The organism is Burkholderia sp. AW49-1 (genome assembly GCF_053427845.1).
In genome coordinates this window covers 1-23526 of the sequence record NZ_JBSAXF010000050.1, presented here as the reverse complement: position 1 = coordinate 23526, position 23526 = coordinate 1, and the positions used below count along the sequence as shown (strand labels likewise).

Below are 23526 nucleotides of genomic sequence, written 5' to 3'. Positions count from 1 at the left end.
TTTTTCTTTGCTGTCACCGCTTGCGATGGCTGCAGGTGCATCGGGCGCGCGTTACTCGTGCCTCGCTGAGTACTTCGTTGCTTCGCTCGTAGCGAGGCAACGCGCCCACCACGCACCTCGCCCTTGCGGCTGTCCTCGACCGGCGGCAACTGATCCTTCGCGTCGTAACGATACCGCTGCCTGGCAAGCGACTTGGAGCCGCGGATCGTGGGATCGTCTGTTGCAGCCGTGCGTCCCGCCGCATCGTAATGCGTACGTTGCCCGATCTTGCTCGACGGCAATCGCTCCGGCTCGCAACGCAGCTCGGCTGCTCTTAACCGGTGCGATGGTCGGGAGCAACACTAACCATCGACCATGCTCATGAATACATCGGTTTGGGTATTCGATAATTTTTGACTCACTCGTTGCCGCAATTGGGCTAGGAAATCCGATCGGAGAGCCAGTGTATCGTCGTAAACGTCCTTTGCATATTTCGTGATAAAGAGATCACACCAGATGTGCAACACATCGGCAAAGGTCGTTATGTCGTTTGAAACATGATTTGCTCGCCATGAGCCAGATCCATGACGTGCAAAAAGAATAATGCAGTCTTCTTTGCTGAAGTCGCCGATGATCGGGTCTCCGCTTATCTGTCCAAGCACGAGCCACTCGTCCTTCCATGCAGACAGACGTCCCCCCGAAGCATCGACCCGATACCCGATTTGCGCCGCCTCTAACGTCGTCTGACTTCCGTACAGGTGAAGCTCCTCCGCGGACCAAGGAATTGTCAGATCCGCTCCTTGCAAGGCCGATATCCACGTGGCAACTTCCTTGTATCCAGCCGATATTGATGCAGCAGGTGTGGTCGCTTGATCGACTACACTGGCATGCGCTCCGAGAATCGTACGTATTTCACGAAAAACACTATCGGCAGTTTGCATTTTCGTTTGCTCTCTGATGCTGACTAATCATTGCCGCACGGTCGATCAAGCGGCCCGATGTTGCGTTTTGGTAATTACCGCGATGCCCCTGCAGGCTGTTCAGATGGTCGCCCCCGTTGGGCCCATTCGACAGAAAGACAATATTTCGAGGATCTCCGGCCCATGCGGGGTTGCTTTCAACATTGTTTATATGATGCCCGGTGAACCCGGTTACCTTTCCGTTGCTAAGCAATTCATCCATCTGTGCTGGCGTCCAATCTACAGTCCCCGAACCGGTGGCTTTCACGAGTTCCTGCTCGGCTTTCCAGGCACGATTGATACCCGTTTGACGAGAGCCCGCCATTGGCGCGAGGCTGTCTCTAATTTTATAGCGGATCAAGCTGCAAGGCGTGAGGCCGAGCGGATCGGCCCATAGTACAGCGTTACGCGCGTATTGATAGACATTGATTCCACCAGCCAGCCCAACCGGATCCTTACTGACGAACCGCCCGGACGCAGTGTCATAGTACCGATGCCGGTTGTAATGCAGCCCAGTCTCATGATCTTCCTGCTGCCCCTGGAACCGCAACGAATTCCTCGCCACGATCCCCGCCGCCTTCGACGCGCGCGCGATCACCTCGCACGCTTCCCCCCACGCCTTGTACGAAGCTTCCCAAACGACGTCCCCATCGTCATCCGTCAGCAACTGCGGTGTGCCGATCTGGTCGCAGTGGTAATAGAAAAGCTTCGCGTCAGCCCGACGCTGCGGCACCTTCTGCAGTGGATCTTCCTCCGGCACGTAACGATCACTGCTCTTCCACGCCGGCGTCTTGATTCCAACAACCGGCTCGGCCACATACTGCGCGAGCGGTACGAACGTCCCCGGCTCGTAGATATAGTGCGTGCCGCGCTCACCATCGCTTTCGTACGCGAGCGTATCGCCATCCCACCCGAACACGGTCCGCTCGCCGTTCACCTCCTTCGCGATCCGGCGGCCAAAGGCGTCATAGAAGTACCGCGCGTCACTCTGCCGCGACGTCTCCGCGACGCGCGCCGACAGCAAACGGTTGAACGCATCCCACTCGTATTCCTGCTCGCCCGCCGGCGTACGCTTGCGCACGAGATTGCCCCGCGCGTCGTACTCGAAGTGCATCCCCGCATACGCCTTCAGCAGGTTGCCCAGCACCTTCGGCACCTCTGCCGGCAATGTGCTTTCCGGCCGCACCAGGCTCGGCCGCGACGCGGGCGTGTCGCTCGCTCGCACCGGATCAACAATGTTGCTCGCGGGATCGAACGAGAACCGCTCCTTCGCAACCGGGCTGATTGCCTCGATCAGCCGTCCGACCGGATCGTACCGATAGTCGATGCCGCCCTTGCGGCTGTCCTCGATCCGCAACAACTGACCGGCCGCGTCATAGCGATACCGCCGCTCGGCGAGCGGCGCTGGCGACGTGGACCGCTGAATCGTCTGTTGCAGCGCCCGTCCAGCCGGATCGTAGTGCGTGCGTTGCCCGACCTTGCTCGACAGCAGCCGCACCGTTTCGCGATGCAGATCGTCGCGCTCGAACTGCACACGCTCGTCGCCATCCAGCAGCATCCCGTGCACGTGCCCCGAGCCATACATCAGCCAGTCGATCGCGTGGCCGTCCGGTCGCACGGTGCGCCGCCGATTGCCGAGTTCGTCGTATTCGTGATGCCACACGTAGCTGCGTCGCTCGCCGAACAGATCGTATGCGTGATGCTCTCGGACGAGATTGCCGACAGGATCGAAGAAGAACTGCACACGGCTGTAGCGGTTCACCGCGTCGATGAGCCGGCCGCTCCGATCGTACGCAAACCGTTCCTCGCTTTCGCCGGAGGCGCGCTTCATCAGCCGTCCGGTCGCGTCGAGGTCGACCGACGTCACGCAGCCGGCTTCGTCGACGCAGACGAGGCTGCCGCTTTCCGTGTCGTATTGGTAACGCGTCGACTTGCCGTCGAAGCCGATCTCTTCGATCAGCCGTCCCGCCGGATCGTAGTGGAACTGATACGTCGCAAAGTTCGCATCGATCAGTGCGGTAAGCCGGCCGAGACGATCGTAGCGATACGCAATCGTCTGCCCGAGCGCGTCGGCGCGACTCGCAATGCGGCCTGCCGCATCGTAGCTGTATCGCGTCGACCGGTTCAGTTGATCGGTATGCCGCAGCAATCTGCCTTCGGCGTCGTACTGCACGTGCTCGACGCCGGCGGGAGAACGAATCTCAGACAGCTGCCCGTTCGGTCCGTAACCATAGGCGACTATGCCACCGGACGCATCCTTGGCCTCTGCCACGCGTCCGATATCGTCGTACTGCCACTCCGTCTTCTTTCCAGAGCAATCGGTGTAGCTCGTGAGCTGCCCGGCATCGTTGTATTCGAGCGCCTTCGTCCCGCCCTTCGCATCGGTGATTTGCGTCGGCAGCCCCTTGTCGTTGTACGCGTACTTCGTCGCGTGCTCGAGCGGATCGATCTCCTCGACGAGATTGCCGGCGTCGTCGTACTTGCGCTGCCACACGTGCCCGTTCGGATCGACGAGCCTGATCATCTGGTCCTTGTCATCATAGGCCATCTCGATGATGCTGCCGTCCGCGCGTTCGTGCCACGTACGGTTGCCGCGCGCGTCGTAACGCATCTGTTCGATACTGCCGTCCTGCAGGATGTGCAGCACCAGATTGTTGTGCTCGTCACGCCGAAACCACTCCTCGGTGCCGTCCGGGTATGCAACTCGATAAATGTAGCCCTTGATGTTGTAGTAATAGCGCGTCATCTGACCGAGCGCGTCGGTCACGTAGGTAAGCCGGATCTTCGGATGCCACGCAAGGCGGATGTCGAGACTGCCGTCGTCCGCATATTCGCGGACGCATTTCGCATCGGCATTGTCGTCGGTGTCGGCGCCGTCCCACTCGAGCGTCATTCCGCGGTCAGTACGGTCGGTATAGCGCGTGACAAGGTGTCGACGGTACGCATAGCTCCACGCATTGCCGTGCCGGTCGATCGCGCGCACGAGGTCTCCCGCGTCGTCGTAGGCATAAATCGCCAGAGTGCGGCGCTTGCCGTCCTGCAGGACCTGCTCGATCAACACGATGCGCCCTTGCTTGTCGTATTCGAACGACAGCACGTTGCCGCTGGCATCAATCAACCGGACGAGGCGGTCGAGTACGTCGTAGTCGAGCGTGATCGTGTTGCCGGCGCGATCCTTCTGCATCGCGAGTCGGAATGCATCGCCGCGTCGTTCGTACACGTGCAGTTCGTCGTGGCCATATGCGACCGTCGCCCACGTGTCGTCGAGGCGCGACAGCGTCAGGCTTTCGGAGAGATCGTCGTGCACGCCCCCGACTGCAAGCGCCGGATATTCGATGCTACGTCCGTTCCCATCACGGTAAAACCAGGTGTCGCCTTCGACATCGATGCGGGTGGTGTACGGCGTGAGCCACCGCGCGCCGAGTTCGCCGTTGTCGTATGCGGACAGGCGCGATCGATACGTCCTCGCCCATACGACGGGCAACGCGCCCGGCAATTCGAAATCGGTGTGCGTGAATGTCTCATCGCCGAACGCGAAATCGATCGAGCCGGGCGACGCGATCGGGCAGCCCTTGCATGGGCTCGGACCTGCGCCGACTGGCTTCTTCTCTTGTTCGATTGCGCCGAGCGGCCCCTGCGGACGCTCGTGCTGTGCCTGCCCCTTGCCGCCGGGCGGCACGTCGGCGGCTTTTTCATGCAGCTTTCCGCGCGCGCGCACCTGCGCGACGGCCGCGACCAGCTGCGCGATGAGCCACAGCATCTTGCCTTCTTCGCTGCCGTTCAACTCGCGGATCGCCTTCGCGACTTTTGGTGCTTCGGTCTTCAGGAACGCGACGATATCGCGGAACGGTTGCAGCCACGAATCCGGCGCGAGCTTCGCGGCCGTCCCTGCCACCGCGTTTCCGGCTTCTTTCCCCAGCGCGACGGAGCCTTCGTAGCCGTATTCGATCGCGTCGACGACGAGCATCGGGTTGTACCAGGACCGCTCGTCCATTTTGCGAGCGACCGCCTCGGTGCGCCGCACGTTTGTACTGCTATCGAAAAGCCGCCCCTGGAGCGCGAGTTCGAGTCCATTCGCGATGCCGACCATCAATTCCTGCGCTTTTGCCGCGCAGTCGTTCAGCAGGTCGGTCAGGACTTGCTGCAGCGTGTTCAGAAAACTTTCGATTTCGGTCGCGGCCGCGGCGTTGACGTGCGTGACCAGCACGGAAATGAGTGCTGCCGCGAGATTGCCGCGCGATACGAGCAACTGGTTGCGCACGAGCGCGAGCAGCGGACGTGCGGACAGCCGGAACGACGCCAGCGGCGGCGGAACCGGAATCACGCCGATCAAGTTGATCGCAAGGCCCAGATAGTCGAGCAAATCGGCTCTGCGCTTCTCGATGATCGTCACGATGTCGCACACCGCATCGTAAAACGCCATCAGGTTGCCGATGATCGGCACCGCGCTCGCGACCGTCTTCAGATCTTCGAACGAAATGTGGTTACCGCTGATGCTGAGCAGCCACTGATTGATGCGGTCGCCGCCAGCCGCTACATCTTTCGTCGAAATGTCGCTGAGCCAGGGAACGGCCTGTTCCTTCTCGGCGCCCGGTGGAAGTTGTTGTGCCATGTCGCTTTTCGTTCAAATCGTTTTTTGCAGACGGCTAACACGCCGCCCTCTCAGGATTGCAACGGACCGCCGAACCCGCTGGTCGGCAGCTTCATGCCGGTGACACCGGCAGCCGAAGCCGATGCCACCGCCGTAGCGCCCTTGCCGGCAATTCCGGCAACACCCGGCACAGCGCCCTGCAGCGCACCGGACGCCGCATTCGCAGCCGGCGTCGCCAACGCCGCGAGCCCACCTTGCCGTGCGGCCTGCACCATCCCGGCCACCTGCTTCGCAGCGCTGCCCAGGCTCGAAGCCGTCTGCAGCGCGGAAACGGCGCCTGCCCCACCGAGCGCACTCGCGGCAGCCGGCAACGCGGAACTCGCGAGACCGCCGAGCGCCGCGCCGGCGCCGCCACCGCTCACGAGGCCCAACGCCGCCGTGGTCGCAGCGGGCGCCATTCCCTGGAGCTGGCTGGCAAGCTGCCCGCTCGCCGCTGCCTGTGCCGCCTCCGGCGACGGCGCGACCGGCTCTGCCGGCCACTTCGCCTGCTTGAAATAGTTCGCCGGCTGATCCGACTCGCGCGGGTCCTTGCCGAATTCGACGCGCACCGCGCCCGGCGGCAATCCGCTCACGACGGTGTGGCCGCTGCTGTCGAGCGCGCCCTTTTTCAGCACGGCGCCGTTCACGTCTCGCACCGTGAACAGCCCGCCCTTCACCGCCTCGCCATTCACGTACTTGTGCAGCAGCTCCAACTGCCCCGGCTGATCCGGCCTTGGGCTCGGCAACGGATACCCCATGCTTGCCGGCCCCGCGAACGTATGCGACGCACCCTTCACATCCACCGCGCCAGGCGTATGGATCTCGATGTTGCCGTCCTTGATGCGGATATACCCGCCGCCGCTCGTCAGCAGAATCCCCTGATCGGCCGCGATCTCGATCCGATCGGTTGCGGACACAACCTTCACCGCCTTCTGCGCGGTGACTTCGACATTGTCCGACTGCGCCTGGATCTCGACCTTGCCCTTGCCCGCGAACAGCTTCATCCCCGCGTTCTGCGCGAACAGGCTCAGCTTCTGCCCGATGCTGCCGATCAGCGACTTGCCCGTCGCGACATGCACGCTCTGTCCGCTCGCGACGTTCACATGATCGTTCGCGACCAGATGCAGCGACTGCTGCGTCGACATCCCGATCCCCGACGGGCTGCCGAACAGCATCACCGGTTCCTTGAACGCATTCGCGCTGCCCGTGCCGCCACCCGCCGTGCGGCCGCCGGACGCGTTGCCCGACGCGCTGTCCTGCGTCGCATCGGTGAATGCCCGCATCGTCTCGTGGGCATCCTTCAGGCTTTCCGCCTGATGCTGCTCGCTCACGCCCGACATCGCCTCGACCAGACTCTCGCCCGTCACCAACTGCTGCTGCGCTTCCTTCACGTCCAGCGGCTGGCTGTTCGGCGCTTTCGGATGAGTCGTGACGTACAGCCCCTGGCTCGCCCGCACCGCGCCATACGCATCCGAACGCAGGTCGAAGCCGCTGCCCAGATACGATCCGCGCGAATTGCCGTTCTGGTCGATCAGGTAGCCCAGATGCAGCAGGCTGTTCGCGTTGCTGCTCATCAGCTGCACGCGGTTCTGCCCGGTCGCGTCGTCCATCACGAGATGGTTGTAGCCGCTGCCCGAATATTCTTTCGACCGATAGCCGGAGAGAATCCCGTCGCTATGCCACTGCGGTTGGTTCGCGCCGTTGTACACGCGCCCGACCGCGAGCGGCCGATCGCAATCGCCGCCGACATAATCGATCAGCACTTCCTCGCCGATCCGCGGCACATGCACGCCGCCGTAGCCGCCACCGGTATCCGACTGCACGACGCGCACCCAGCACGACGCGTTCTCGTTGCCCGGGTTGAGGCGATCCCATACGAACTGCACGCGGATCCGGTTCAACTCGTCCGTATAGACTTCCTCGCCCTGCGGCCCGACGACGATCGCCGTCTCGAGATGCATCTTCGGCTTCTCGTGTTCGAACGGGCTGCGATACGGCACGCTCACGCGCTGCGCCTCGACCTCGACGAGATAGAAGCCGACCGAGCCGTCGTCATGCGGCACGCGAAACGCCGGATCGGCACCGTAGCCTTCCTGCGCCTGCATCAACGCTTCGCGCAGGCTGTACGGGAAATCCGCGCTGCTGCTCGCCACGGGCAGGTTGTTCTCGATCCACCATTCGACGCCGATCGCCGCGAATTCGCGCTGGTCGGCCGGATCGCGATCGTGTTCGGGATGGTCCGACAGCGTGAAGCGCCGGCCCGCATCGATCGCGCGCACGCCGCCCGCGCCATGGAAGCGCTTCGCGTGCGACTCCCATTCCTCCATCCGCACCTTCGTCAGATGGTCGCCGCGCGTCTGGTCCAGATACGTGTAAGCACCCGTGTACTCATACACCTCGAGCTGGTCGGGCAATTCGCCCTGGCCACTCATCGTCGGCAGCGTCGTGCCCTTCGGGTTCGACGGTTGCGACGGATTCTTGTAGTCGAAGGTGCGCGTCGTTCGGGTCACGCTCTGCAGCGTGCGCGAGCCCGACCATTGCGTGAACGCATCGGCTTCGCTCGCCGCGCCGCCGCGATAGAAGCGCACGGTCTCCGGCGACAGCGGCGCGAACGCCTGCAGGTTGTCGGTGATCACGAGCGTATGCGACTTGCCGTCGTCGGCCTGCTGCCATGTGCTGTAGAGGCCTTCGCTCTCCATCAGCCGATGCACGAAATGCCAGTCGGTGTCGTGCTGGCGCGTGTACGAACGGCTCGGCAGCGGTTGCGACAGCGCGAAGCGGAAATGCCCCCGCGCCTGCGGATGCTGGTTCAGCACATCGCTGATGATCTGGTCGACGGTCGTATCGTTCCAGAGCCGCTGGTCGCGGCGAAACTTCAGGAAATGCGTGAAATCGGCGAACGTGAGCTGGTAGGTCGTGAGGCCGCCGTCGGCGCCCAGGCGGCGCGCGGTGTGGACGTATCCGTGGATCGGCCGGTAGCTGCGATCGCCCTGCTGGATCCACAACGTGACGGGCTGCGCGATCAGCTTCTTGAGTTCCAGATCGCTATCGGTCGACAGCACGTCGAGCGTGAATTCGTACGCACGCCCGATGCGCGAACGGCCGACGGCCCGCTGCACGGTCAGCACGTTGGCGCCCAATGGCGTATCGAGCTTCAGCAGCCGGTCCTGCTGAAGCAACCCGCCGCGCAATGCGGCAACAGTGTTCTGCATGTTCATGGCAACGGCCTTTTCTTCTTTTGACGCGCCCTCGGATGGCGCGTTATGCGATTTCGCTCGCGCGATTTTACAGACAAATTACTGCGCGACCCAGAAAAATGACCTGATTTAAAAGAGTTTTTGGTCGCATATTCCGAACGGTTCGGGGAAGCCACTCGAACGCGGGTTCGACACGCATCCGCCGTGACGTCGCACTGAATTGCTCGCTCATGGCCCGCTGAAATCGATTGCAATCAGGGCCAATTCGACTTCCGGCGCGGGCCGGTTGCGAGTAGTGTCTACGTGCCCGTATTCCGGCCAAGCCAGGGCACGACCGGTGCCCGGCGCTCGATTACCACACTGAACACTGGAGATCTGCGATGAAACGTTCGAAGTTCCTGCTGTCGGGCCTGCTGCTCGCGTCGGCCCTCGGTTTCACGGCCGTTGCCGCACATGCGGAAGACCTGCTCGACTCGGTGAAGAAAGCCGGCGTGCTGCGCGTCGGCCTCGAAGGCACGTATCCGCCGTTCAACTCGCGCGGCACGTCGGGACAGCTCGAGGGCTTCGACGTCGATGTCGCCAATGCCGTCGCCGGCAAGCTCGGCGTGAAGACGCAATTCGTCCCGACCGAATGGAGCGGGATCATCGCGGGGCTGCAGGCGGGCAAGTTCGACGTGATCGTCAATCAGGTCACGATCACGCCGCAGCGCAAGGAAGCGCTCGACTTCAGCGAGCCGTACACGTATTCGGCCGCGCAGCTGATTCAGCGCAAGGACGACACGCGCAACTTCAAGTCGCTCGAGGATTTCAAGGGCAAGAAGCTCGGCGTGACGCTCGGCACCAACTACGACCAGATGGCGCGCAGCGTGCCGGGCATCGAGGTGCAGACGTATCCCGGCGCGCCGGAAAAGCTGCGTGACCTCGCCGCGGGCCGGATCGAGGCGACGCTCGACGATCGTCTGATGCTGCCGTACATGATCAAGACGTCGAACCTGCCGCTGCGCTCGGGCGCGGTGCTGAACGGCGGCAAGCAGGAGATGGCGATCCCGTTCCGCAAGGGTAATCCGAAGTTCGAGAAGGCGATCAACGATGCGCTGGAGTCGCTGCGCAAGGACGGCTCGTTGAAGAAGATCTCGATGCACTGGTTCGGCAGCGACGTGACGGTGCCGGTCGCGCAGTAAGCGGTTCGCCGCGCTTGCGTTGCGTCACGTCCTTCGCTGCGGCGAAGGCGTGACGCCCATCTGCATGACTCTTCCCTTCTCTCAAGCCGCTTCGTCGAAGCGCGCAAGCAGCATCTGGCCGATCGGCGTGAGCGCCGGACGCGCCGCCACCGCATTCACACGCACCTGCGTATCGTCGACCAGCCGCTTCTCGACGAGCACGGCGAACGCCGGGTTGGACGGGTCGACACTGTCCGGTGCGCGGGCAATGCGCAGCAGCATCGAGAATTCGTGCGGACTCAGCATGGTCCTTGTCTCCTGATCGTCCGCGATCCGGTTTGAATCGGCGTCGATCCTGTCTTTTGATGAAATAGCCCGAAGGCATGTGGATGCGGAAATGCGCGGCTGCTTGCGACGAAGGCACGTCGTCGCGAGGAGGCCAGGCGCCCCCTGAGCGCGGGCGATGTCATCGGATCCGCTGGATGCGTACGCCACGGCTGGGACGTGCAACGTTATTGGGGCATCGTGACGCGGCCGTGACAGTAAAAGAGGGGGCGCAACAGTGACGGCAGACCTGGCCGGCAGACTCCGACGACCGCGCATATCGTCGACGGCAGATGGCACACGTAACGCTGTCGTGCGGCGAAACAACCGATGTAAAATCGCGCGAGCAATCCCCAGACGCTATCCGAGAGCGCTGTAATAAAAAACAAAGGCTAACAATGAACGTTCAGGACCTTGCTGCCGCGCTGCGCGCCGGCCTGATTCAGCAGGACCGGTTATTGAAGCTGGACACCCCGCTCGGCGCAAACGCCTTGACGGTACTTCGAGCTATCGGTCGATCGACGATCGGTCGCGACTTCGCTTTTACGCTGGACGTGGTTTCGCCGAACGATGCTATCGAACTGAAGAAGCTGATCGCGCAATCAGCCACGCTGTGGATCCTGCAAGCGAACGGGCAGTACCGCCCCATCCATGGCCATGTCTACACGGTGCGCCGCCTGGGCACCGATGGCAGCCTTACAACTTATCAGATCACGCTGCAGGCATGGATGCACGTACTGAAATTCCGCAGGGATCAAAAAATCTGGATCGACAAGACGGCCGACGACATCGTGTCCGATGTGCTGAATCAGCACCCGGAGGCGCGCGGCCGGTTCCGTTTTGCGCTTTCGGAATCGCTGCCCAGCCGCTCGTATACCCGGCAAAGCGAATCCGACTGGCATTTCGTGCACCGCCTGCTCGAAAGTGAAGGCCTGTTCGGCTACTGGGAGCAGGCGGGCGACGGCCACTCGCATACGTTCGTGATTACCGACAGGCTTACAGCGCTTCCTGAACTGTCACCAACGACCGTTTCGTTTTATCGCGCCGGAACCCGAGCCGAGGTGGACGCGTTTACGCAATGGACCGGCACGCGGACGCTGCAAAGCGTGACCCGAACGACGCGCACGTTCGACTACAAGAATCCGTCGCAACCGTCGAACCCGAAGGGCACGACGGTACCGACGATGCGCGGTCAGGGCGAATTGCCCGATCAACTCGAAGTCTACGAGTACACCGGCGCATACACATTCCAGCAACAGCAGCATGGCGACAGGCTTTCTCACATCCGAATGGAAGAATGGGAGTCCCGCGCAAAGCGATTCCATGGTGTGGGTGGCGTGCGCACCGTCGACGCTGGCCGGCGCTTCACGTTGACCGATCATCCCGAGCACGATCGCGATTCCCCCGACCATCGCGAATTCGCGACGATTGCAGTGACGTGGCGGATCGAAAACAACCTGCCCGCCACTCGCATGCGGGACTTTCCGAATAGCCTGCACCGCGATATCGACATGGCCCGTACCAGCCGTTCTGGCAACATGTCACATGCCGTGCCGCACGGCGACGGTTCGGTCGGCTTCTATCTGGTCGAAGTCGAGGCGCAGCGCGTGAGCGTGCCGTATCGCAGCCCGTTCGAACACGAGAAGCCGAAGATGCATCTCGAGACGGCCATCGTTGTCGGGCCGCAGGGCGAGGAAGTCTATACCGACGAGTTGAACCGGATCCGCGTGCAGTTCGTATGGGATCGCCTCAACCCGGGCAACGAGAACGCGTCGTGCTGGGTGCGCGTCGTGCAGTCGGATACCGGCGCGGGCTACGGCGGCGTGCATGTGCCGCGCATCGGCGAGGAAGTGCTGATCGACTACGTGGGCGGCGATTGCGATCGGCCGCTCGCGGTCGGGCGCGTGTACAACGGCGCGAACCAGCCGCAGTGGCATAGCGACGGCATTCTCTCCGGCTATCGGTCGAAAGAATATTCGGGCAGCGGCTACAACCACCTCGTGATGGACGACGCGACCGGACAGAACCGCGTGCAGCTGATGAGCAGCAGCGCGAACAGCCTGTTGCATCTCGGCTACCTCATCGACCAGAACGGCAATGCGCGCGGGTCGTATCTCGGCAGCGGCTTCGATCTGCGCTCGGATGCGTATGGCGCGGTGCGGGCGAGCCAGGGCCTGTACGTGACCACCCATCCGAAGGCGCCGAACAGCCAGCCGCTGGACGTGAAGGAAGCGCAACAACAGCTCGTGACGGGCGAGAGTCTGGTCGAGGCGATGTCGGGCGTGAGCGAGCAGCATCAGGCGGAAAGCCTGAAGGATGCGCAGGACTCGATGCGCGCGTTCACCGACGCGACGCAGGACAGCGCGTCGGGCAGCGCGTCAGGCGGCCGCACGGCGGGTGGCGGCACGGGCAGCGCGAATGCGTTCAAGGAACCGGTGATGCTGTTCGGCAGCCCGTCGGGGATCGCGATGTCGACGCAGCAATCGCTGCACATGGTCGCGAACGATCACGTGAACGTCGCGAGCGGACAGAGCGTACACGTCGCGACGGGCAAGTCGCTGATCGGCAGCATCGGGCAGAAGCTGAGCCTGTTCGTGCAGAACGCGGGGATGAAGCTGTTCGCGGGCAAGGGCAAGGTCGAGATCCAGGCGCAGTCGGACAACGTCGAGGTGACCGCGCAGAAGTCGGTGAAGGTGGTGTCCGCAACCGATCGGATCGAGATCGCGGCCGATCAGGGGATTCTGCTGACGAGCGGCGGCGCGTACATCCGGATCAAGGATGGCAACGTCGAGGTTCATGCGCCCGGAAAGGTCGACATCAAAGGCGCGTCGCATACGTTCGCGGGGCCGGCAAGCATGGGATATCCGTTGCCGAGCCCGCGGCCGGATCAGCCGGGACAGTTGGAGCTGCTGCACAAGTATGGGAACGGCGAGCCGGTGAAGGGTGGCCTGTTCTCGGTGTTCGACGCAAATGGCGGGTTGCTGAAGAAGGGTGCGCTCGACGGCAACGGGCACATGATCGTCAGTGGGCTGCCGGCCGGTGCCGCGCAAGTAAAATTCGGCCACGATACTCGCGATCAAAGCCAGGATGCCAGCCTCTTCTCGGTCGATCGCTGGCCGGCGCAGCCGCCGCAGAGCGGCGCCTCCGACACGGCGATTGCCCGGGAACAACTCGGCGGCCTGCTGTCCGGGCCGGCGAGCGCAGCCGGAGCCCGCGCATCGACAAACGTGGCCAGCCTTGCGAACGCCACCGCCACAGTGACGGGATTCGTGGCCCAGGCGACGCAGGGCGGTACCGCCTCGGCCCGCGCAATCACCGGTCAGGCATCTGCCATCGCGCAACAGGCAATCACCAAGCAACTGCCGGCCGCCGCACAGGGCGCGCCCTCGCAGGACAGCGATCTCGCCGCCACCGCTCGCCAAATCAGCAGCCTCGCGCAAGCGGCACGCGACGCGGCCGCCGCACTCAAGGTCATGTAAGGACCGCCTCGTCCCACTCTTCTGGAACAAGAACATCATGGCCGATTCGGGCGCCCTTCTTCCCAAGCCGACCGACGTTTTCGTGTCGCCGCTCAACAGAATCCAACCCATCGACGTCGATGCGTCTATCAAGGCGATCGACGCCTGGCTTGTCAGCATCAGCGGCGGGCTGGTCAATGCCGAACGCCTCAAGATGGTGGCCGCCGGCGTGCCGATTCTTGCCAACATCTTTGCCGCGGTCGACGTCGTGCTCGACATCAAGGCGATGATCGAGCACGGCAGCAAACCCGTCGATGTATTCGACTGGACCAATCTCGGGCTCGATCTGATCGGCGTCGTACCCGTGCCGCCTGGCACTGCGGAAATTCGTGTCGCCGCCCGGCCGCTGCTGAAGATCATTCGCCAGGAAGTTGCGAAGAGCGGCAAGGCCGTCCTCGAATCATCCGCATACGTGATACGGGACGCGGTGATCGGCGCGATTGCGACTAGCTTGAACGAACGCTTCGCCGGCGAGATTGAAAACTTCATCAAGCACCTGAAAGCGGGACTCGCGGATCTGCTTCACAAATGCGCGGACTACATCGGTAAACTGATGACCGCCTTTGCCGATCTCTTCGCTCAGGCCGCCGGTGAAAAAGGATTCGCGGTCGACGGCAACATTCGGGCCGCCGAGCGCCATGCAAAGGACATCAAGACGGGATTTGCGTCGTACGATGCAAAGAAGGTGCTGCACGGCGCAGGCCAGTTCATCGTCGACTTCGCGAAAATCGAAGTGAAGGGCGTAGCCAACGTCGCGACAAAAACCGCCAAGTTCATCGATCCGGCCGCTAGCAAGGATTTGATGAAGATCTCGAACGAGCTGCGGGCAAAGATTCCGGCCACGATGAAATACGTTCGCAGCCTCGACGGCAACGAGGTCGGCAAGATCGGCTGGCTGATCGAGATCGGCGAACAAGGCGTCATGCGTTGGCGCCAGGTGAATCCGAAGAAGCATATGACGGGCATCCCGTCCCGCGGGCAAGCTCGCGTCGTGGCGCAGCGTCCGCAGGCCCGCAACGAAGTCATGAACCACGCCGCACCAGCCGAGCATCCCGGCGCCGGCGATTGCAAACGCGGATGCCCCGTACGAACGCCGCCGGAGCGAACCGTAGGCTCGATCGGCTTCGCGCTCGGCGACGAACGGATAGAGCACGACGATTTCGTGCTCGACGGTCCCTTGTCGATCACTTGGCAACGCACCTACCGATCGTTCTTCGACGCCAACGACGATCGCGGCGAACTCGGCGCACGCTGGATCACACCCTACACGTCGCGCTTCGACATTCACGCTGCGAAGCTCGTCTACCACGGCGCCGACGGCCGAAGTCTCGACTACCCGTTGCTGGCGCCGGGCGAAGCGAAGGACGATCTCTCCGAAAACCTGACGCTGCTCCGCGTCGACGACCAATGGCTCACGCTCACTCGCGGTCCCGAACTCGTCGAAGTGTACGAACGGCACGGCGACACGTTCCGGCTTGCGTTCGTCAAGGATCTGGCCGGAAATCAACTGACCGTCGCCTACGATGATTCGGGACGTCTGTCCCGAATCATTTCGCCGACCGCCCTCGTCGCGTTCCGCTTTGACAAACTCGGCCGCATCGTGGAGATCGTCCACCACGACGCTGATGGCCTGCGACTGGGCACGCTGGCGACGTACACCTATGACCGCGAAGGCGACCTCGTTGCCGCCGTCGATCGCTACGGAAACACTCGCACGTATCGCTATGTGAATCATCTTGTCACGTACTATACGGATCGGACCGGACGCGGCATGCATCTCGAATGGGACGGGTGGGGAGCCAAGGCGAAATGCATCCGTGAGCGTGCAGACGACGGCAGCCACGCGATCTCGCTCGCCTGGCACCCAGACTTCCGGATGGTGTCCGTCACCGATGCGCTCGGCAACGTTACCCAACACTATTACGACATCAAGGGTTACACGTTCCGTGTCATTCATCCCGACGGCAGCGAAGAGTGGCTGTATCGGGACGAGCACGACAACCTGACGCAGTACATCCATCGCGACGGCAGCGTCGAGCACATGCGTTATGACATGCGCGGCAATCTGGTCGAGCATCTGCGGACGGACGGCAGCGCAATCGCCATGTCCTACGACAACAACGAGCGTCTCGTCGGCGTAACCGATCCGCACGGCCATGTCTGGAAGCAGGAGCACAATGCGGCCGGACAGGTCGTCGCTCGCATCGATCCGCTCGGTCACCGTACCGAATACAGTTACGACGGGCAGGGCAACGTCACGGCAATCAAGGATGCGAAGGGTGGGGTCGTTGCGCTCGCCTACGACACCGCGGGTCGATTGACGTCACGAACCGACTGTTCCGGCAAATCCACCGCGTTGACCTACGATGCCGACGGCCGGCTGGCCAGCGAGCAGGATGCATCCGGCGCCATAACGACGTTTGCCTACGGCGAGAACGGCCGACCGGCCGAGATCAGGACGCCGGCCGGGACCGAACGCGTCAGCTACGACGCCGAAGGGCGGTTGCTCGCCCATACCGATCCGCTGAATCGGGAAACGCGTTTCAACTATGACGCTGCGGGCCGCATCGTCCGACGGACAAATCCGCTGGGGCAATCGACTACGTACCGCTACGACAGCCTGGGTCGCATCACTGCCCTCGTCGACGCCAAATCGTCAACGTACAGCTTTGAGTACGACGACGTGGGGAGGATCGTTCGCGAAACGGGATTCGATGGTCGAACGATCCGCTACGCTTATGGAGAAACGGACGGCCTGCTGCAGTCGATCGACGACGCCGGGCACGTCGTGACGCTCGAACATGATCGAGCCGGCCGCCCCATCGGCCGATCGGCCGGCGACGACTCTGAACGCTTCATCTTCGATGCGAGCGGCAGATGGATCGAGGCGACCAATAGCCATAGCCGCGTACAACGCTTCTTCGATCCGGTCGGTAATCTGGTTCGCGAACATCACGCCTATACACTGTTCGGCGAAGCACGCAGTTACGTGTGGCACCACGAATATGACGAACTGGGCAACCGTGTACGGACCATTCGCCCGGACGGCCATTCAATCGATTGGCTGACCTACGGATCGGGCCACGTGCACGGAATGATGCTCGACGGCCAGGAGCACGTCCTGTTCGAGCGCGACGACCTGCATCGCGAAACGGTACGCGCGCTGTCGAGTCGGGTCAGTCAATTGACGGCATTCGATCCGGCCGGTCGACTGATCCGGCGGTCGGTGCAACGCAGCCATGCGCCCGCCCCATTCGCGGCCCGCAGCTATCGTTACGATGCAGCGGGGCAGGCGGTCGAAATCGAAGACAGCCTGAAGGGCATCATCGCCTATCGTTACGACCTTGCCGGACACCTTGTCGAATCATCGGGCCCCGCCGGACATGAACGCTTCGCCTTCGACGCGGCCGGGAATTTCGCCGATCCGGATCGGCCATCTGCGTCCAGCACATCACCGAGTTCCAGCCCCGTACGCCCGCACAACACGCTGCCAGCGAACATGCCCCGCGCTCTGGGCAATCTGCTGACCGAGTATGCCGGCACGAGCTTCACATACGACGACCGCGGGAATCTCGTTCACGCCCGCTCGCCCGGTAGTGAGCAGAAGTACGAGTGGGACGCGTTCGGCAGACTGGCGGCAGCTCGCATCTCCGCGCCGGAACGGCAAGGCCTTGCACGCTACTACTACGATGCGCTCGGCCGCCGAATCGCGAAGGAAGTCAACGGCGAGCGCACCGTGTTCGGCTGGGATGGTGACCAACTCGCTTACGAGACCGATGGTAACCGCAGTACGCACTACGTCTATGAACCGGGAACCTCGGTCCCGCTCGTCCAGTTCGTTACCGGCTCTGCTATTGGCATGCCCACGCCGACGCACGGCGATACCGATCGATATACGCCGGAAAGCGACGCGTTGCAGCGTCATCCTCGCCGTGAAGGCGACGCCAGCGTGTTCTACTATCACTGCGACCAGATCGGTACGCCGCTGGCGATGACGGACGATGCCGGCGAGGTGGTATGGGAAGCGTCCTATCACGCTTGGGGCCACGCACGGGAGATCATCGCGCGTGCGTCCCGGGTGGCCGGTGTGACGCCCCGAAATCCGCTGCGCTTCCAGGGACAACAGTTCGACGACGAAACCGGGCTGCATTACAACCGGCTCCGATATTATGATCCGCAGTTCGGGCGCTTCATCAGCGAAGACCCCATCGCACTGCACGGCGGTGTGAATACGTATCAATATGCGCCGAATCCCGTTGCCTACATCGACCCGCTCGGCTTGGCGAAAGGGAAATGCGTGATTTACTGGTACAACCATATTGGCGGCGCGACGGGCCACTACACAGTAAAGACCGTGGCAGGCACCGGCAACATGCATACCGAGCAGAAGAATTCTGGCGACGAAACCTGGATTGAGCGCGTCAGTAGCGTCACGTCTGGCGAGCCGGTGAACAGCGCAACCTTCGATTTGCCGGACGTCGGTGCCGCACAGCAGTTCCAGCGCGACAAGGTACGTGCCGGCAACAAAGGGGAGTCCGACGGTGCTTACGACGTGTCCAACAACAGTTGCATGACGCACGTGATGGACGTGCTCAACGCCGGCGGAGCCGACGTTCCGGCGCGCGGCAAGCGTGCGTGGGCATTCCTCAACCGTGCTGGCGTCGGCCCACGTACAAAGTAACCGATGACGAGGTAACGACAGATGATGTCTCCAACGTTGTGCGCCAGACATGGCGTCCGGCCGTTCACAGTGGCATCGAAACGTATTGGCGACCGAATTCGCGAGCGAGGACGATTCGAGCGCGAAGAATTGGTACGGGTGTCGTTGGATCGGCCCAAACGCAGCCAGGTTAGATGGATGACTCGCGCGGATCTGGACGAGCATGCGGTAGAGGCCAGCCATGTCGGCGGCGTCGCACATGTCACCGAACTGCGAAAGATCGCATTGCTCGACCAGGCGTGCGGGCCTGTTTGCCCGGATTGCCTGGATGAACTGCTCGTGCGTTCGGGCGAACAACCGCACTCGCCGACGCCGACGTCACGTGCGTTCGACACGGCGATCGTCGCCGAGAATGCGACGGTAAGCGGCCCGCTCGTCAAATGCGACATTCACGGGATTGTTTTCGGTTCGTGCACGTCCCCGGACATGGCAGCCTTGATCGATCAGCGCGACACGCGGCCACCCGGCCCTGTAGTGAAGGTAGTCGTGGTTTCGCCGAAAGCCGAAAACGAATTCTGGTTCGACGAAGCGTTCCTTCGCCGCTCACTCGGAGCAGACGTCGATCTTTCCGACGGCGTCTATCGAATGGAATCGGGCGAGCGCAGCCTCCTTCTGCTCGAAAGCGGAAAATCGGTATGCAGGCACTGCCTGAAGGACTGGCTGCGGCGCAACGGACTCGCTTAGCGACGCGCGGCAATCTGGCGGATGGTCGGCGCCGGGGCGTGAAGGAAATCCTGCGTGCTCGCATCCGCACATGCAATACGCTGAAGTGGCTTTGCCGCGCGCCCGGCGTCGGGTTTATCGGTTCGCGGCGCAGAAACGACGAAGGGCCGGGAGAAAAAATCTCCTGGCCCTTCGTTCAATTTGGTGCGGCTGCAGGATCAACAATCCATATCCAATCCATTGATTCAAAAAGAAAATGAAATCGACGGTTGGAACATGAACCCCAAAACATACCCCCAATCGGGTGAGCCAATGCGGATGAGGCCATCGAGCGAAAAATTGTGGCGTAAGTCGCCGATCATCGGCCGCCCGAACAGAAAACTTCTGGAGATTTGGAGATATATGCTCAATTCACCCCGAAAGCCTTACTGGTCAAGGGTCCAACTATCTCCAAGTGTATCTCCAAAACACTCATTTACTTGGAGACAAAGTTGGAGATAGCCGGCAAATACGTCGCATGACGCCAGCCGTGTCGAGAAGCACCCTGCGATCTGGAACGCTGCGCGCAAAGAAACTCCCGTGCCGCAGCCCTCCCCGAGGCGACGGCAAAAGCTGGCCTTGTGTTCAATGAAAAGTGACTTTGGTCGGTCAAAAATCGCACCGCGCCATTCACGTGCGAAGCCTCCCGGCAACTTTGACAGGGTAGTTACCCTTATTCGGTGCGTGCTACAGTCCTCGCAAAATTTCAACAGAGGATTCGGCATGAGTTCTGCGTTCATTCGGGAAGGCGATACGACTTCGCACGGTGGCCGGGTGCTCGCCTGCACGTCTACCAACATCGTCTTCGGCAAGCCACTCGCGCTCGAAGGCGACATGGTGTCGTGTCCCAAGTGCAGCGGCGTCTACCCAATCATCGGCGTCCGCGTTCGCAGCATGACGTTTGGCGGCAGGGCTGTGGCGACCGAAGGCGACAAGACTGCATGCGGTGCGACGCTGATAGCATCGCAAGGCATGGCGACGGTAGAGCCGACCTCCGGCGCAGGCGGCTCGGTTGGCGCAGGCAAAAGTGTAGTCACGCAGACGACCGCGCAAGACGATGGCGCATATCGCGGCCGCTTCCAGCTCGTCGACGACAAGACGCGCGCACCGATCCCGAATCACCCATACACGGTCACGTCGGCGGACGGTCAAACGATTCAAGGCACGACGGACGCGAGCGGCCACACCGATTGGATCAGCAGTCACCAAGCTGCATCGCTGTCGTTCCATCAGCCCGGGAGCGATGCATGACCGGCCCCTACTCCCCAGGGTCGTCTACTGGGGGCTCGAGCACCGGTGGCCAGACAACGCAGGTTGGATTAAGCGCCTCCAAACTCTCCCCGAAGGATCGGAAAGTTCTGTGTCACACGTTCTGCGAGTGCCGTCGGATCGGCGTCGCGACGAAAGCCGGAACAATCCAGCGGCAGCGCTGCGTCGAAATGCGCCTCGGGCTACCCAATGAGGTGTCGAAGATGCAGACGGGCGTTCCAACGGAATACCGGCCGGAACAACCGTACGATATGACGACGAATCCACCCCAGCCGATCATGGACTACGACGATCCGCTGGAGCCCAATTCGGGCATTCGCCAGTGGATCAAGGATGTGTGGCCCAGCAAGGGCAGGAAATACGAGAAAGGCGACGTCCGCCGCCCTGACGTCGTCATCGTGAACGACCCGTCGAAACCTCCGGAGCAGTCGAATATCAAGACCGTGGTGGAAATGAAGTTCCCTGGTGATCGATACGGCCCTGATCAGGAAGACGACTACATCGAAATCGCGGGCGGCCCGTCGAAGTTTGTCCACCTCGGCGCGGCCGATTGCGGATGCGGCAACGACGACGGCCAGAAGGAAACTTCGCGCTCGAAGCAATCCGCGCGACAATCCGAGCTTGACGACTTGTTCGGCGGCAATAGCAGCGCGCCCGGAGGCCCACCGCTCCCGACCGCGCCCTCGTTCCCGCCACCTGCATTCCCGCTCCCGCTTTGACGCCATGACGAACGACGAAATTGAAGCTTGGGCCAAAGATCCGCGCCGTGCGGACACCATGCCTTTCGGGCTTTACGAGCCCGCGCACCAAAAAGGGATTACGGGTGCCGCCCTTGTAGTGCGGGGCGTGCTTTACTTCCGCAACGGTTTCACGTCGGAGGTTCGGCAAGCGCTGGTGCGCTGCTTCAAGCAGTACAACGCGGCGATCGAGGAATATCAACACGCGCTCGAAGTGGCGGCCGGCCAGACGCCGTCGAAGTCCGGGCCGCTGCGCTGGTTCTATTCCGAGGGAGAAGAACCGATCCAGTACGACAAGTCTCCGGGATTCGAAAGTCTCGCGACGAGCGTTCCCTCCGACGAGGCCCTTGCGGTCGCGATCACCAGCGCCGAGCACAAGCTCGCGACCGGGTTCTATGAATTCACGGTGTTCGCGCTTAGCGAAAAGAAGGCTGCACGGAAACGCGGTCTCGACGGACTGGTCTTCACGGTACCGCGTGCGTTTATCGCCCACCGCCCCGGCGTGTTCGAGGCGATGTTCCGCGCGTTCGCAGAAGCGTTGCCGATAGTTAGCGGTCACGGCGGGCTGGCCGTGAACGTACCTCCAATGGGGCGGCGACCAAACGAAGCCAGCGAGTATTTCTACGCGCGCCGTTTCGGGCCTGGCATCGACGTCGGCGATCCAATGCGTTCCACCGTTCGTAAGCTTTACACGAAGATCAAGACCGTTGACTGGCTCAACGCGCTCGATGCGGACTTGGTCGCGGCTGTCGGTGGTGCATCGGCGCTCGGACTCCCGCCAGATTGGTTTGCCCGTATTCCCCTGGGGAACGGGGGCTTGATTATTCAGGCCGGCGTCGCGCCGCAGTCCGGCGTATCCAATGGACCAGGCATTCCCGCATCTCCACCCGCCGCGTACGTCATTCTGAACCACGCGCTGCGGCCGATCATCGCGGATGAGGTCGATACGCTGCAAGACGGGACACTTGACAGTACCGCGCCCCTGCTAAATACGGTCGTAGCGACCGAAGGTTGGCTGCGTCGGTTCAACGTACAGGACGATCAACTCAACGGCTTCTGGGTCGAGCTACACAAGACACCGAAGCTGCACGGCGAAACGACGTGATGTTGCGATGAGGCAGTGCCTTGTGATCCGTCATACGCAACATCGCTGCCACCGCTTACACCCTGCCCCCCGGTTGCAATCAAAGACTCTTCAGGTAATCACGATTGCGATTCAACATCGCACCGATTTCTGTCAGCTTGGGGTGCGGGCGACTCCCGATCTTATGTGCAATATAGTCGACCATAGGCAGATCAACGGATCGATGCAGCTGCGGATACAGGACAATAACGCGCCCCATTCCCAGCGCCTCAATGTCCTCGGGGGCTAGACTCTCTCCGCTCGCGCACTGGATGCTCCAATTCATAGACTCGCCAAGGTTTAAATTGACGGCGACAGCATTGGCGACAGGGACAATCGCAATCGTAACTGCATCTGGATCCCCCATGACCTTTGTGAAGTGCGGGTCGCGCGGCTTCATCCAATCGGTCGCCCCCTGCAGCTCGGGTACGTCTTCATCGGGCCGGTGCCATAGTCCCTTGTGCAACATGTTGGCGTAGGTCGTACTGAGAACTCGCTCGCCGAACAAGCAATGAGCCATGCCAATTGCCAACTTTGCCATGAACCGAACGTCGTAATGCACATACATCCTCACGCGGTTACGACGCCGCGGCTTCGTTAGGCAATTCCGAAGGAGGTAGTCGATCCGTGTCTTGTCCAGTTCGTCTGGGTCGCAAAATCCAATGACCTTCGGATCAAAATCGACGGTCGTACACATGATTTTCCTGACTCGCCGGCCTGCAAAAGAGTCGCGAAATGCTCGCAACGACAATACTGGATTCTTGGGCGACCGCTCGCTGAATAGATAGTAAGCGCGGCTGGCTGTTTTCTTGACCGTTCGCGGATTGCCACCGGAATACCAGTACAGTCTCGAATCGTCTTTGCGTACCCAGTAGATTTGCTCACCAAGCGGGCCGAGCCACGCCTCACACGTTTCCCCCTCCTCCATCATCGGTGGCCGCAAGTCCGAGTGCCCCATACATATAAGTGGCAGCCCGAGTTCCTGGCTGGGATCGAAGGTCGAGTAATGGATCTCACGAAGCTTCTCCGTGACGAACCAATGCTTCTCGAAACTAGCGTCGACGAACAGACCCAAGTCGCTGTTGCAGCTTTTGCACACTGATCGAGTCTTGAATTCGTCAGGAACGCGGGCGCCGCCGAGGAACTGGGGAATCACGTGTTCAAGCGTGAGATCCTCTTTGTTCTTCGGCTTCCGGCAATAGATGCAG

At 61.9% G+C, this 23526-nt stretch carries 13 protein-coding genes and 1 pseudogene; 8 read left to right on the top strand and 6 right to left on the bottom strand.

Annotation, left to right across the window (positions count from 1 at the left end; translation table 11 throughout):
- From ACV22W_RS32420 to ACV22W_RS32405, 4 genes and pseudogenes are all read right to left on the bottom strand, one after another.
- Nucleotides 1-281 (bottom strand): annotated as a pseudogene (locus tag ACV22W_RS32420) (hypothetical protein); the annotation flags it as partial.
- Between the two features lie 60 nt (nt 282-341).
- Complete coding sequence (locus ACV22W_RS32415; RefSeq protein ID WP_156437285.1) at nt 342-920, bottom strand: hypothetical protein; 579 nt, start codon at nt 918-920, stop codon at nt 342-344.
- Nucleotides 904-5550, bottom strand: a complete 4647-nt coding sequence (locus tag ACV22W_RS32410; protein ID WP_448023567.1) for an RHS repeat-associated core domain-containing protein — start codon at nt 5548-5550, stop codon at nt 904-906. Before ACV22W_RS32410 ends, ACV22W_RS32415 begins: the two co-directional genes overlap by 17 nt.
- Nucleotides 5551-5600: 50 nt before the next feature.
- Nucleotides 5601-8786 carry a type VI secretion system Vgr family protein gene (locus ACV22W_RS32405; protein ID WP_448023565.1) on the bottom strand — a complete coding sequence of 1062 codons (3186 nt, stop codon included), beginning with the start codon at nt 8784-8786 and terminating at the stop codon, nt 5601-5603.
- Between the two features lie 359 nt (nt 8787-9145).
- Between ACV22W_RS32405 and ACV22W_RS32400 the strand changes: the two genes are divergently transcribed.
- Nucleotides 9146-9946 carry a cystine ABC transporter substrate-binding protein gene (locus ACV22W_RS32400; protein WP_059599833.1) on the top strand — a complete coding sequence of 267 codons (801 nt, stop codon included), beginning with the start codon at nt 9146-9148 and terminating at the stop codon, nt 9944-9946.
- A gap of 81 nt (nt 9947-10027) precedes the next feature.
- On the opposite strand, the gene ACV22W_RS32395 is transcribed toward ACV22W_RS32400, so the two are convergent.
- Nucleotides 10028-10231: a hypothetical protein gene (locus ACV22W_RS32395; RefSeq protein WP_059535665.1), complete on the bottom strand. Its 204-nt coding sequence runs from the start codon at nt 10229-10231 to the stop codon at nt 10028-10030.
- A 416-nt stretch (nt 10232-10647) separates the two neighbouring features.
- Here ACV22W_RS32395 and ACV22W_RS32390 point away from each other — a divergent pair, with 416 nt between their 5' ends.
- From ACV22W_RS32390 to ACV22W_RS32360, 7 genes are all read left to right on the top strand, one after another.
- Nucleotides 10648-13728 (top strand): type VI secretion system Vgr family protein, encoded by a 3081-nt coding sequence (locus ACV22W_RS32390; RefSeq protein ID WP_448023563.1) that lies wholly within the window; start codon nt 10648-10650, stop codon nt 13726-13728.
- A 37-nt stretch (nt 13729-13765) separates the two neighbouring features.
- Nucleotides 13766-18448, top strand: coding sequence for an RHS repeat-associated core domain-containing protein (locus ACV22W_RS32385; protein WP_448023561.1), 4683 nt, complete (start codon nt 13766-13768; stop codon nt 18446-18448).
- Nucleotides 18449-18625: 177 nt separating this feature from the next.
- Nucleotides 18626-19171, top strand: a complete 546-nt coding sequence (locus tag ACV22W_RS32380; protein WP_059449798.1) for a hypothetical protein — start codon at nt 18626-18628, stop codon at nt 19169-19171.
- Entirely contained in the window at nt 19123-19410 is a 288-nt protein-coding gene (locus ACV22W_RS32375; protein WP_448023559.1) for a hypothetical protein, read from the top strand. Before ACV22W_RS32380 ends, ACV22W_RS32375 begins: the two co-directional genes overlap by 49 nt.
- 502 nt (nt 19411-19912) lie before the next feature.
- A complete protein-coding gene (locus ACV22W_RS32370) occupies nt 19913-20440 on the top strand; it encodes a PAAR domain-containing protein (protein WP_059560249.1) in 528 nt (175 codons plus the stop codon).
- Nucleotides 20437-21177, top strand: a complete 741-nt coding sequence (locus ACV22W_RS32365) for a VRR-NUC domain-containing protein (RefSeq protein WP_448023557.1) — start codon at nt 20437-20439, stop codon at nt 21175-21177. The genes ACV22W_RS32370 and ACV22W_RS32365 overlap by 4 nt, the downstream gene beginning before the upstream one ends.
- A 4-nt stretch (nt 21178-21181) precedes the next feature.
- Nucleotides 21182-22300 carry a DUF3396 domain-containing protein gene (locus ACV22W_RS32360; protein ID WP_448023555.1) on the top strand — a complete coding sequence of 373 codons (1119 nt, stop codon included), beginning with the start codon at nt 21182-21184 and terminating at the stop codon, nt 22298-22300.
- A 79-nt stretch (nt 22301-22379) separates the two neighbouring features.
- On the opposite strand, the gene ACV22W_RS32355 is transcribed toward ACV22W_RS32360, so the two are convergent.
- Nucleotides 22380-23526, bottom strand: a 1147-nt coding sequence (locus ACV22W_RS32355) for an HNH endonuclease (protein ID WP_448023553.1), incomplete at its 5' end; no start/stop codon positions are given.

Coding starts and splice junctions, on each gene's coding strand:
- ACV22W_RS32415 (WP_156437285.1), bottom strand. CDS start 920: ATGCAAACTGCCGATAGTGTTTTTCGTGAAATACGTACGATTCTCGGA.
- ACV22W_RS32410 (WP_448023567.1), bottom strand. CDS start 5,550: ATGGCACAACAACTTCCACCGGGCGCCGAGAAGGAACAGGCCGTTCCC.
- ACV22W_RS32405 (WP_448023565.1), bottom strand. CDS start 8,786: ATGAACATGCAGAACACTGTTGCCGCATTGCGCGGCGGGTTGCTTCAG.
- ACV22W_RS32400 (WP_059599833.1), top strand. CDS start 9,146: ATGAAACGTTCGAAGTTCCTGCTGTCGGGCCTGCTGCTCGCGTCGGCC.
- ACV22W_RS32395 (WP_059535665.1), bottom strand. CDS start 10,231: ATGCTGAGTCCGCACGAATTCTCGATGCTGCTGCGCATTGCCCGCGCA.
- ACV22W_RS32390 (WP_448023563.1), top strand. CDS start 10,648: ATGAACGTTCAGGACCTTGCTGCCGCGCTGCGCGCCGGCCTGATTCAG.
- ACV22W_RS32385 (WP_448023561.1), top strand. CDS start 13,766: ATGGCCGATTCGGGCGCCCTTCTTCCCAAGCCGACCGACGTTTTCGTG.
- ACV22W_RS32380 (WP_059449798.1), top strand. CDS start 18,626: ATGACTCGCGCGGATCTGGACGAGCATGCGGTAGAGGCCAGCCATGTC.
- ACV22W_RS32375 (WP_448023559.1), top strand. CDS start 19,123: ATGCAGGCACTGCCTGAAGGACTGGCTGCGGCGCAACGGACTCGCTTA.
- ACV22W_RS32370 (WP_059560249.1), top strand. CDS start 19,913: ATGAGTTCTGCGTTCATTCGGGAAGGCGATACGACTTCGCACGGTGGC.
- ACV22W_RS32365 (WP_448023557.1), top strand. CDS start 20,437: ATGACCGGCCCCTACTCCCCAGGGTCGTCTACTGGGGGCTCGAGCACC.
- ACV22W_RS32360 (WP_448023555.1), top strand. CDS start 21,182: ATGACGAACGACGAAATTGAAGCTTGGGCCAAAGATCCGCGCCGTGCG.